At 59.7% G+C, this 12,060-nt stretch carries 10 protein-coding genes; 4 read left to right on the top strand and 6 right to left on the bottom strand.

What is annotated here, in order from left to right:
- The 3 genes from guaB to ACIP1X_RS25620 form a co-directional block, all read right to left on the bottom strand.
- A partial coding sequence (gene guaB / locus ACIP1X_RS25630) for an IMP dehydrogenase (RefSeq protein WP_400755667.1) occupies positions 1–1,182 on the bottom strand: 1,182 nt, incomplete at its 3' end.
- A 207-nt stretch (positions 1,183–1,389) separates the two neighbouring features.
- Positions 1,390–1,938: a sugar ABC transporter ATPase gene (locus ACIP1X_RS25625; RefSeq protein WP_053123506.1), complete on the bottom strand. Its 549-nt coding sequence runs from the start codon at positions 1,936–1,938 to the stop codon at positions 1,390–1,392.
- Between the two features lie 135 nt (positions 1,939–2,073).
- Entirely contained in the window at positions 2,074–2,841 is a 768-nt protein-coding gene (locus ACIP1X_RS25620; protein WP_400755666.1) for a sulfite exporter TauE/SafE family protein, read from the bottom strand.
- A 100-nt stretch (positions 2,842–2,941) separates the two neighbouring features.
- Between ACIP1X_RS25620 and ACIP1X_RS25615 the strand changes: the two genes are divergently transcribed.
- From ACIP1X_RS25615 to leuA, 4 genes are all read left to right on the top strand, one after another.
- On the top strand, positions 2,942–3,883 hold the full coding sequence (locus ACIP1X_RS25615; RefSeq protein WP_400755665.1) for a LysR family transcriptional regulator: 942 nt from the start codon (positions 2,942–2,944) through the stop codon (positions 3,881–3,883).
- A gap of 90 nt (positions 3,884–3,973) precedes the next feature.
- Positions 3,974–5,353, top strand: coding sequence for an exodeoxyribonuclease VII large subunit (gene xseA, locus ACIP1X_RS25610; RefSeq protein WP_400755664.1), 1,380 nt, complete (start codon positions 3,974–3,976; stop codon positions 5,351–5,353).
- A gap of 3 nt (positions 5,354–5,356) precedes the next feature.
- Positions 5,357–6,178, top strand: coding sequence for a peptidoglycan DD-metalloendopeptidase family protein (locus ACIP1X_RS25605; protein ID WP_282354647.1), 822 nt, complete (start codon positions 5,357–5,359; stop codon positions 6,176–6,178).
- Between the two features lie 464 nt (positions 6,179–6,642).
- Entirely contained in the window at positions 6,643–8,322 is a 1,680-nt protein-coding gene (gene leuA, locus ACIP1X_RS25600) for a 2-isopropylmalate synthase (protein ID WP_053123514.1), read from the top strand.
- 223 nt (positions 8,323–8,545) lie between these two features.
- Here leuA and ACIP1X_RS25595 read toward each other — a convergent pair whose 3' ends face one another.
- The 3 genes from ACIP1X_RS25595 to der form a co-directional block, all read right to left on the bottom strand.
- On the bottom strand, positions 8,546–9,337 hold the full coding sequence (locus ACIP1X_RS25595; protein WP_400755663.1) for an amidohydrolase: 792 nt from the start codon (positions 9,335–9,337) through the stop codon (positions 8,546–8,548).
- Positions 9,325–10,473, bottom strand: coding sequence for a pyridoxal phosphate-dependent aminotransferase (locus tag ACIP1X_RS25590; protein WP_400755662.1), 1,149 nt, complete (start codon positions 10,471–10,473; stop codon positions 9,325–9,327). Before ACIP1X_RS25590 ends, ACIP1X_RS25595 begins: the two co-directional genes overlap by 13 nt.
- Positions 10,474–10,708: 235 nt before the next feature.
- A partial coding sequence (gene der, locus ACIP1X_RS25585) for a ribosome biogenesis GTPase Der (protein ID WP_400755661.1) occupies positions 10,709–12,060 on the bottom strand: 1,352 nt, incomplete at its 5' end.

Raw genomic sequence — 12,060 nt, 5'->3', positions numbered from 1 at the left:
GGACATGGCGCCCAGCGAACCCATGCCGCGATACGCCTTGTACGAACGGCCCTGGAACAGTTCGATTTCGCCCGGCGCTTCTTCAGTACCGGCGAACATCGAGCCCATCATCACGCAGGAAGCACCGGCAACGATGGCCTTGGACAGGTCACCGGAGAAACGGATGCCGCCGTCGGCGATCAACGGTACGCCAGTGCCTTCAAGGGCAGCAGCAACGTTGGCGATGGCACTGATTTGCGGGACGCCGACACCGGCGACGATGCGGGTGGTGCAGATCGAGCCAGGGCCGATACCGACCTTGACTGCGTCAGCGCCTGCTTCGGCCAGAGCCTTGGCAGCGGCGCCGGTGGCGATGTTGCCGCCGATCACCTGCACTTCAGGGAAATTCTGTTTAACCCAGCGAACGCGGTCGATCACGCCTTTGGAGTGACCGTGAGCGGTATCGACTACCACCACGTCCACACCGGCATTGACCAGCGCAGCGACGCGGTCACCAGTGTCTTTACCGGTACCGACAGCAGCGCCAACGCGCAGACGACCTTGATCGTCCTTGCTGGCCAGCGGGTAGGCTTTGGCTTTTTCGATGTCGTTGACGGTCATCATGCCTTTGAGGGCAAATTTGTCGTCAACGATCAGAACGCGTTCGATGCGATTTTTGTGCAGCAACTCGCGAACGTCGTTCTTGTCGGCGCCTTCCTTGACCGTGACCAGACGCTCTTTAGGCGTCATCACTTCACGAACGGTGGCTTCCAGACGGTTTTCGAAACGCACGTCACGGGAAGTGACGATGCCGACCAGGTCGCCATCGTGCAGTACCGGAACGCCGGAAATGTTGTGCAGACGGGTCAGTTCGAACAGTTCACGCACCGTGGCATCAGCCTCGATGGTGATCGGATCCTTGACTACACCGGCTTCGTAACGCTTGACCTTGCGAACTTCGGCAGCTTGCTGCTCGATGGTCATGTTCTTGTGGATAATGCCGATGCCACCTTCCTGAGCCATGGCAATTGCCAGACGGGCTTCAGTAACGGTGTCCATTGCGGCAGAAACCAGAGGAATATTCAGCTCGATGCCACGGGTTAGGCGGGTCTTGAGACTGACTTCGTTAGGAAGCACCTCGGAATAACCGGGCACTAAGAGAATGTCGTCGAATGTCAGAGCTTCTTGGCTGATACGCAGCATCGCGGGGGCTCCCGAGCGGGAAAATGGAAGCGCGCCATTATAGTCAGACACCCCCTTCGGATCAACGTAAAACTCAGTCTAATTGATATACGGAAAACCCTGTTTTTTGTAGGAGCTGTCGGAGGCTGCGATCTTTTGACGTTGTCTGTTAATAACCAGATCAAAAGATCGCAGCCTTCGGCAGCTCCTACAGGGAATGTTTGAGGGTCAGAGTTCTACTTTTACCCAGCTGACGGGGAGATCGAGCCAGTCGGCGAATTCGTCGAGGAAGCTCTGTTTGAAACCCGCTTCCAGCCAGTTGTTGAAGATGAAGCCGAGGTTGGAGAACCCGCACTCTTGCAGGTACAGAAAGCCGTTGATGTCGTCTTCGTGCCCGCATTCCGGGCAGGTGAAGTTATCGGTGCGCCCAGGCATCCAGTCTTCCAGGCTTTCGAACAGTGCCTCACCGATCTCGCGACGGCATTCGGCACAACCGGCCTCTCCGAGAAACCCTTTGGCCGGGGTATAGATGCAGCGTTTGGTGACGATTTCCAGACCGTTGATTGGCTCACCGAACGGCAACGCCTGCGGGTGCAGCACCACAGCCCGCGCGCCATCGGCAATCGCGTAAGCCATGCGATTGCCAGTGCGGCCGCAGGTGCTCAGCTCTTCCTTGACGATGTTTTTGCGCACCAGCCAGCGCACGATCGCCCGGGCCCGGGGTTCGTGCACCGGCAGGGTGGAGATTTTCGGGACGATGATGCTTTGCGAATTCATGGAAAGTCCTGCGGTGTGGCTGCTGACGCCTTCGCGAGCAAGCCCGCTCCCACATTGGAATGCAGTTCCCGTGGGAGCGGGCTTGCTCGCGAAGAGGCCCTAAAGGCCGGCAGCTTAATCCCTGACAAAATCCGGTCAAGTGCTGAGATAGCGCCCGATCAACGCCAGCCCGCTCGCCAGCACCAGCCACGTTACCAATCGCACAAACGCCTCGCGCGACAACTTCATGGTCAACCGCCGCCCGACCCATAACCCCAACGCCATGGCCGGCAACAGACACAGCGCCAACATCAACAAGGGTAGCTCGGCATACACCCCGGCGATGGCAAACAGGCTCAAACGCACCACCGTGCTGCAACTGATCAGCGCACTTTGCGTGGCCCGCGCCGCTTCCTTCGGCAATCGGCTGTTCAAATAAATCGCATATAAAAAGCCGCCACTGCCAAACAGCGCACCAAATAACCCACCCACCGTGCCCATCGGCACTGCCCACCCGGCCGACAATTGCGTTGGCCGCGCTTTCACCCACAGGCTGTAAATCGCGTAAGCGCTGATAAACAGCCCCATCAACAGCAACAGCAGCTCGGATTTGAGGTTAAGCAGGAATATCACCCCCAACGTGCAGCCGACCGCCATGCACGGCAGCAACCGCAACAGCTCCGGCTTGGCGACATCGCGCCGCGACGGCAGCAGATTGCCGAACGCCGCGACGAAATCCAGCAACACCAGCAGCGGCACGATCTTCGACAACGGCATGAACAGAATCAGAATCGGCCCCGCCACCAACGCCGTGCCGAACCCGGCGATACCGAAGACGATATAAGCCAGCACGATGCCCATGCCGATAATCACCCAGCCTTGCGCGCCCCACGGCCACTCACTCAACAACCCCGCCACGCTCATCGATGCGCTTCCTTAATAAGCCTGAGATGACTTTAGCCAGCGCCAACGCTTGCGACTAATATCTTCAAAGTCGCCAAGTCATCTCGAAAAGGCATACCTGATGCTTTCCACCCGTCAATTGCGTTACTTCGTCGAAATCGCTGAATGCGGCAGTTTCAGTGCGGCGGCGGAGCGCTTGTTCATTGCCCAATCGGCGCTAAGCCGGCAGATCAAGACCATGGAGACACACCTGCAAACGCCGCTGTTCGAGCGCACAGCACGTCAGCCGCGACTCACGGCGGCGGGCGAAGCGTTTTTGCCGCGAGCGCGTAATCTGCTGATCGAACTAAACAAGGCCAGCGTCATGGCCACCGAAGTCGGTAACGGGCAACTCGGCACTCTGCGTTTGAGCCATTCCAGCACCGTGCCGATCAGTGGGCGTTTGCTCAGTAATATCGGCGCTTACCTGCAGCAGCAACCGGGCGTGTCGCTGGACATCGGCAAGCTGTCTTCCGAGGCGCAACTGGAGGAATTGGCCGAAGGTCGCCTCGATGTCGGATTGCTGCGCTTGCCAATGCTGCGCCAGCGCGAAGGCATTCAGATCGTGCCACTGTTCAGTGAACGCCTGCTGCTGGCCGTGCCGGCGGATCATCGATTAGCCTCCTTGGATACGGTGGAACTGGCACAGCTCAAGGACGAAGCCTTCATCTCCATTCCCCATCCACAGCGCGGCGGCCTGAGCTATTTGTGCGCCGATCTGTGCATGCGCCAGGGTTTCTTCCCGAAAGCGGCGCGGGTAATGTCGCGCAAGACCACGCAGTTACAATTGATTCAGGGCGGATTCGGCATTGCCCTGCTGCCGGAATCAATGCAAGACATTGCACCGAGCGGCGTACGATTTCTGCAACTGAGCGATTCCGACTGCCAAAGCACCGTCGCCCTCGCCTACCGCCAGAATCCCAGTCCCCTGATCCACCAATTCCTCCAGACCTTCACCAACATCCCCTGTGGGAGCGGGCTTGCTCGCGAAAGCGGTGGGACAGACAATTCAGATAGCGACTGACACGACGCCTTCGCGAGCAAGCCCGCTCCCACAAGGGGATTTGTGGTGATTCATGGAGATTGATCAGCAAATGCCTTTAAACTGCGCCCCATGATTAAAGATCCCTTTGCAAGACTTGGCCTGGACCGTGAAGTCCTGACCGTCAGCCAGCTCAACGGCCGTGCGCGGGTGTTGCTCGAAGACGTGTTCAGCAACATCTGGGTCGAAGGCGAGATCTCCAACCTCGCCCGACCGGCGTCCGGGCACATCTACTTCACGCTCAAGGACAGTGGCGCGCAGGTGCGTTGCGCGCTGTTCCGGCAGAACGCCGCGCGCGTGCGCCAGGCGCTGAAAGATGGTTTGGCGGTGAAGGTGCGCGGCAAGGTCTCGCTGTTCGAAGGCCGTGGCGACTATCAGTTGATCCTCGACACCGTGGAGCCGGCAGGTGACGGCGCGCTGCGTCTGGCCTTCGATGCGCTGAAAGAAAAGCTCAGCGCCGAAGGGCTGTTCAGTGCCGAGCGCAAGGTGCCGTTGCCCGCGCATCCGCAGCGCATCGGCATTATCAGTTCGCCGACCGGCGCGGTGATTCGCGACATCATCAGCGTGTTCCGCCGCCGTGCGCCGCAAGTACAACTGACGTTGATTCCGACCGCCGTGCAGGGCCGCGAAGCCACCGCACAAATTGTTCGTGCGCTGAAAATGGCCGATGCCCGTGGCTTCGATGCGCTGATCCTCGCCCGTGGCGGCGGCTCGCTGGAAGACCTCTGGTGTTTCAACGAAGAAGCCGTGGCCCGCGCCGTCGATGCCTGCGTGACGCCGATTGTCAGCGCTGTTGGCCATGAAACCGATGTGTCGATCAGTGACTTTGTTGCTGACGTTCGCGCACCGACGCCATCTGCGGCTGCCGAATTGCTCGCGCCCGATTCCAGCCATCTGATCCGCCAGGTCGAAAGCCTGCATCGCCGCCTGGTGATGCGCATGCGTGACCGTTTGATGCGTGATCGTCTGCGCCTCGAAGGCATGGCGCGTCGCCTGCGTCATCCCGGCGAACGTCTGCGCCAGCAAGCGCAACGTCTGGATGATCTGGACATGCGCATGCGCCGGGCCTTCGAGCGCAGTCTCAATACCCGTCGCGAGCGGCTGATCCGTCTGGAAACCCGCCTCGCCGGGCAACATCCTGGGCGGCAATTGGCGATGTTGCGCCAGCGCCTCGACAGCCTCGCCGAACGTCTGCCGCGTGCCATGCGTGAAGGCCTGAAAAACCGTCGTCTGCAACTGCACAGTCAGATGCAGACGCTGCATGTGGTCAGCCCGTTGGCGACCCTCGGTCGTGGTTACAGCATTCTGCTCGATGAGCGCGGCCATGCGATTCTTAACGCCGCGCAGACCCACACCGGCCAGCGCCTGAAAGCCAAACTCGGCGAAGGCGAACTGCAAGTGCGCGTCGAAGACAATCACCTGACGCCTGTCACCCTTTCTTTACTGGACTGATCCATGCCGCGTTTTCTGGCTCCACTGTTTTTGCTCTGCCTGACCTTCAACGCCCATGCCGACAGCTACATCACCCGCATGCTCAACAAACCGGTACCGGGTGGCGTCGCCGTGGTTGATCTGGGCACGGCCGCGCAGGCGCCGACCGCCACCTATCAAGGCAAACCGGTGCTGGTGGTCAAGGAACAGGACAACTGGCTGGCAATCGTCGGCGTGCCGTTGACGGTCAAACCGGGTGCGCAGCAGATCAGCAGTGGCGGCCGTAATCTGCCGTTTACTGTCGGCAACAAGAAATACCCGGAACAGCACATCACCCTGAAGAACAAGCAGCAGGTCAATCCGGATCAGTCGAACCTCAAGCGCATCGAGGGTGAGCTGGCCGTGCAGATCAAGGCCTATCGCAGCTTCAGCCCGAACACGCCGAGCAATCTGCTGTTGGACAAGCCGGTCAACGGGCCGCTGTCGAGCAAGTTTGGTGTGCGCCGCTTCTTTAATGGTGAAGAACGCAATCCGCACGCGGGCCTCGACTTTGCGGTGCCGGCAGGTACGCCGATCAAGACCCCGGCGGCGGGAAAGGTGATTCTGATCGGCAACTACTTCTTTAATGGCAACACGGTGTTTGTCGATCACGGGCAGGGCTTTATCAGCATGTTCTGCCACATGTCGAAGATTGATGTGAAGGACGGCCAGCAACTGGCGCGTGGCGCGGTGGTGGGCAAGGTGGGCATGACCGGCCGCGCGACCGGGCCGCATATGCACTGGAATGTCAGCCTGAATGATGCGCGGGTGGATCCGGCGATTTTCATTGGAGCCTTCCAACCTTAAGTATGTGTTAAGGCGACCGGCCTCTTCGCGAGCAGGCTCGCTCCCACACTGGATCTTACTCACAACACAGATCCCCTGTGGGAGCGAGCCTGCTCGCGAAGGCGGCCTATACAACACAGCAATACTCAATGAATTCCTAAATACCTCGATTGCGCCCCAATCAAACCTCGCGCAAATATCACAACGACCAGCGATCTCCAGCGCAATAAAATCCTGCAAAACCCCGCTTTCCGAGTATTCCTCTCAATTTTTTTCGACTGCTTGCCATCCTCTCCCCTCGCGGTTAGGGTTGAAGGCATGAAAACCTCTCACACCCTCATTCAGCTTCGCCAGCACCGCAGCCTGTGCCTCGTCAGCGCACGACTGCCAGGCTGAATCGCTGCGCCTCGCCCAGAGCTTTTCCCGACATATTCGTAACACCGGCAGGCCGCCTTTTTTCGGCCCAGACAATAAGGAATTTCCCGATGAGCATGCTCAAAGACCCGTCTTCGAAATACCGCGCGTTTCCTGTCATCAACCTGCCGGATCGCACCTGGCCGTCGAAGACCATCGACACCGCGCCGATCTGGTGCAGCTCCGACCTGCGTGACGGCAACCAGTCGCTGATCGAGCCGATGGACGCGGTGAAAAAGCTGCGCTTCTGGAAAACCCTGGTGCAAGTCGGCGTGAAGGAAATCGAAGCCTCGTTCCCGGCCGCTTCGCAAACCGACTTCGACTTCGTGCGCACCCTCATCGAAGAAGGCCACATCCCGGACGACACCACCATTCAGGTGCTGACCCAGGGTCGTGAAGACTTGATTGAGCGCACCTTCGAATCCCTGCGCGGCGCGAAGAAAGCCATCGTTCACCTGTACAACGCCACTTCGCCTTCTTTCCGTCGTATCGTCTTCAACCAGGACAAGGACGGCATCAAGGCCATCGCCGTGAACGCCGCGAAGCTGTTCGTCAAATACGCCGCGATGCAGCCGGACACCGAGTGGACGTTCGAATACTCGCCGGAAACCTTCAGCGCTACCGAGCTGGAATTCGCCAAGGAAGTCTGTGACGCGGTGATCGAGGTGTGGAACCCGACGCCTGAGCACAAGATGATCCTCAACCTGCCCGCCACCGTTGAGTGCGCGACGCCGAACATCTACGCCGATCAGATCGAGTGGTTCGGCCGCAACATCAATCGTCGTGACAGCGTGATCATCAGCCTGCACACCCACAACGACCGTGGCACCGGCGTCGCCGCCACCGAGCTGGGCCTGATGGCGGGCGCTGATCGCGTCGAAGGCTGCCTGTTCGGCAATGGCGAGCGTACCGGTAACGTCGACCTCGTCACCGTCGCATTGAACATGTACACCCAGGGTCTCGACCCGCAGCTGGACTTCTCCGACATCGACGGCGTGCGCAAAGTCGTTGAAGAGTGCAACCAGATTCAGGTTCACCCGCGTCACCCTTACGTTGGCGACCTGGTGCACACCGCGTTCTCCGGCTCGCACCAGGATGCGATCCGCAAAGGTTTCTCCCAGCAGAAACCAGACGCACTGTGGGAAGTGCCGTACTTGCCGATCGACCCGGCCGACATCGGCCGTAGCTACGAGGCGGTGATTCGCGTCAACAGCCAGTCGGGCAAGGGCGGCATCGCGTACTTGCTGGAGCAGGAATACGGCATCAGCCTGCCACGTCGCATGCAGATCGAATTCAGCCAGGTCGTGCAGCGTGAAACCGATCGTCTCGGTCTGGAGATGACCGCCAAGCAGATTCACTCGCTGTTGATCAGCGAATACCTGCAAGCCAACACCCCGTACGCGCTGGTCAGCCATCGCTTGCAGGAAGAAAACGGCAACAGCAATGTTGAAGTGGAAGTGGCGAGCAAAGGTCAGGGCGAAACCAACCTGCACTGGCGCGGCAAGGGCAACGGTGCGCTGGAAGCACTGGTCGCCGGCCTGCCGATTCCGGTGGAGATCATGGACTACAACGAACACGCAATCGGCGCCGGCACCAACGCCAAAGCGGCGGCGTACATCGAGCTGCGTGTGAACGGCGAACGTGCGGTGCACGGCGTGGGTATCGATGAAAACATCACCACGGCCAGCTTCAAGGCCTTGTTCAGCGCGCTGAACCGCTCGCTGAGCCAGCCTGAGGCGAAAGCGGCGTAATCGACTGCTGAAATGCAAAAGGCCCCGAAGCTAAAGCTTCGGGGCCTTTTTTTGTCTGCTGACGGCGATCGTTCCCACGCTCCGCGTGGGAATGAATCAGGGGACGCTCCGCGTCCAGTGACGCAGAGCGTCACGGGCTGCATTCCCACGCAGAGCGTGGGAACGATCAGCAAATGTGGGAGCGAGCTTGCTCGCGAAGGCGGCCTGTCAGGCGCTGCAGGAATCAGGTGAACTCGAAGGTATCGGCATCCAGATTCGCTGGAAAGCGCTCGCGATACGTCGCCAATGGCGCCGCTTCCAGCACCACCTTGAACACACCGTCCGCCTCCCCCGCCGCCAGCAAGCTCTCGCCCTGAAAATCCAGCACCTGACTGTCACCGGTATAAGCGAAGCCCTTGCCATCAGTGCCAACGCGATTCACCGCCGCCACATAGCAGAGGTTTTCGATCGCCCGCGCCGGTAGCAAACGGTTCCAGTGCAAACGCCGCGCACCCGGCCAGTTCGCGGTGTACAGCAGCAAATCCGTATCCTGCGAATCGCGGCTCCACACCGGGAAGCGCAGGTCGTAGCAAATCAGCGGACGCACGCGCCAGCCCTTCAGTTCGAACTGCACCTGCCGCTCGCCGGGGGTGTAGTGGTTGTGCTCACCGGCCATGCGGAACAGGTGACGCTTGTCGTAATGCAGCACTTCGCCGTCCGGCCGCGCCCACAACAGACGATTACGATGGCTGCCGTCTGCGGCCTGAATAATCACGCTGCCGGTAATCACCGCATCGAGTTTCGCCGCCTGAACCCGCAGCCATTTGCTGGTTGGGCCGTTCTCGGCTTCGGCGAGCGTTTCTGACTCCATGGAGAAACCGGTGGTGAACATTTCCGGCAGGATGATCAAATCCGCCCCACGCGCTTGCTCCAGCAATTGCTCGAAATGCTCGAAGTTGGCCTGACGGTCGTGCCAGGCCAGGGTGGTCTGGATCAGCGCCAGATTCAGATCGGGTAATGCACTCAGATCACGCATAGTTTCGCCGCCGCTTCACGCAGCGTCTCCTCGCGCTTGGCAAAGCACAGACGCACCAGGCGCTGGCCTTGCGGTGGATTCTGGTAGAACACCGACACCGGAATACTCGCCACGCCGTGTTCGCGGGTCATCCACATCGCCATCTCGACATCGCTCAGATCAGGACGAATCTGCGAGTAATCGACCAGTTGGAAATAGGTGCCCGCGACACGGCTGAAGGTGAAGCGCGACGGGGCCAGCAGGTCGCAGAACAGGTCGCGTTTGGCCTGATAAAAACCCGGCAACTCTTCGACATGCTCCGGGTGCTCGGCCATGTAATCGGCCAGCGCGTATTGCAGCGGTGTCACGCCGCAGAAGCTGACGTACTGATGGACTTTGCGCAGTTCGGCGGTCAGTGCCGGCGGCGCAACGACATAGCCGGTTTTCCAGCCCGTGACGTGATAGGTCTTGCCGAACGAGCTGACCACGAAGGCGCGCTGATACAGCTCTTCGTGCGCGAGCACGCTGACGTGGGGCACGCCGTCGAAGACCAGGTGTTCGTAGACTTCATCGCTGATCAGGTAGATGTCGCGGTCGCGGATCAGCGCTGCCAGTTGATCCAGTTCCGCACGGGTGATCAGGGCGCCGCTCGGGTTGTGCGGGGTGTTGATGACGATCATTTTCGTGCGCGGGCTCAGGGCCGCCGCGAGCTGGTCGAAATCGATGGAGAAGTCATCCGGGTTCAGTTGCACATGCACGCAACGACCGCCCGCCAATTCCGTCGCCGGTGCATAGCTGTCGTAGCATGGATCGAACACGATGACTTCGTCGCCGCTGTGGATAACCGCCTGAATCGCACAGAAGATGGCTTGAGTCGCACCGGGAGTGACGGTCACTTCGCTATCGGCATTGACCTGCACGCCATAGCTGCGCGCGATTTTCGCTGCAATCTGTTCGCGCAACGCCGGCAAACCGGTCATCGGCGAATATTGGTTGTGGCCACTGGCAATGTGCCGACCGACTGCGTCACGCAACGACTGCGGGCCGTCGAAATCAGGAAAACCCTGGGACAGGTTGATCGCGCCGGTCTGCGCCGCGAGCTGAGACATCTGCGTGAAAATAGTGATGCCGACATTCGGCAGCTTACTGGTGATCATCGGGGGTTCCCTGCTCAACACCCGGCTCTGACGACGGCGCGGGAGAGCCCGAGGATAGCCCATCCGGCGCCCATAAAAAAAGGGCGCCGGATGGCACCCCTCTCTCAAGTTGATCGTTCCCACGCTCTGCGTGGGAATGCAGCCTTGGACGCTCTGCGTCCGCCGCTTTTGTGACGCAGAGCGTCACGGGATACATTCCCACGCGGAGCATGGGAACGATCAATGACCCGCGACCTTACTTCTTGTCGCGGCGCTTTTTGTCGGCTTTCTTGCTGTGCGACATCATCCGACGCTTCCTGTTGACCTGGCGGTCGGTCAGGGTGTTTTTGTTGCCTTCGTACGGGTTCTCGCCGCCCTTGAACTCGATGCGGATCGGCGTACCGACCAGCTTGAGCACACGACGGTAAGTGTTCTCCAGATAGCGCACATACGACTTCGGCACTTTCTCGATCTGGTTACCGTGGATCACGATGATCGGCGGGTTAGCACCACCCAAGTGAGCGTAACGCAGCTTGATCCGGCGGTTGTTGACCATCGGTGGCGCGTGCTCGCCCACCGCGTCTTCCAGAATCTGGGTCAGACGGTTGGTCGGCCAGCGGGTAACCGCGGACTTGAACGAGTTCTGTACGGACGCGTAGAGGTTGCCCACGCCAGTGCCGTGCAGTGCCGAGATGAAGTGGATGTCAGCGTAGTCAACGAAGAACAGACGACGCTGCAGCTCGACCTTGACGAAGTCGCGCTCGCTCGGCGTCATGCCGTCCCACTTGTTGATCGCGATAACCAGCGCACGGCCCGACTCGATGGCGAAGCCGAGCAGGTTGAGGTCGTGATCGACCACACCTTCACGGGCGTCCATCACAAAGATCACCACGTTGGCGTCTTTGATCGCTTGCAGGGTTTTGACCACGGAGAATTTTTCGACTTCTTCGTGGATCTTGCCGCGCTTGCGCACACCGGCGGTGTCGATCAGCGTGTACTTCTCTTCATTCCGCTCGAACGGGATGTAGATACTGTCGCGGGTGGTGCCGGGCTGGTCATAAACGATTACCCGGTCTTCACCGAGCATACGGTTGACCAGGGTCGATTTGCCGACGTTCGGACGACCGATGATGGCGATCTTGATTCCGTCTTTTTCGCTCGGGCCAGGAATGCGCTTGGCTTCCTCACCTTCGGCAACGATTTCTTCTTCGCCGTCTTCCGGCTCTTCTTCATCACGCGGGAAATCACCCAGGGCGATTTCCAGCATCTGCGTGATGCCACGGCCGTGAGCACCAGCGATCGGAATCGCGTGGCCCATGCCCAGTGGTGCGAATTCAGCGCGGGCCATTTCCGGGTCGATGTTGTCGACCTTGTTGGCAACCACGTAGGAACGCTTGTTACGTTTGCGCAGGTGTTCGGCGATCATCTGGTCGGCGGCGGTGAAACCGGCCTTGGCATCTACCAGGAACAGCACAACATCCGCTTCTTCAATGGCCAGCAGCGACTGCTCGGCCATTTTTTCGTCCATACCGTGCTCGTCACCGGAGATACCACCGGTGTCGACCAGAATGTAGGAACGCCCTTGCCACTTGGCCTCACCGTACTGGC

Source organism: Pseudomonas sp. NPDC088885 (assembly GCF_044750025.1).
Classification (GTDB): Bacteria; Pseudomonadota; Gammaproteobacteria; order Pseudomonadales; family Pseudomonadaceae; genus Aquipseudomonas; species Aquipseudomonas rustica.
The sequence above is the reverse complement of the archived record's forward strand: the minus strand, read 5'-3'. Positions and strand labels throughout refer to the sequence as shown.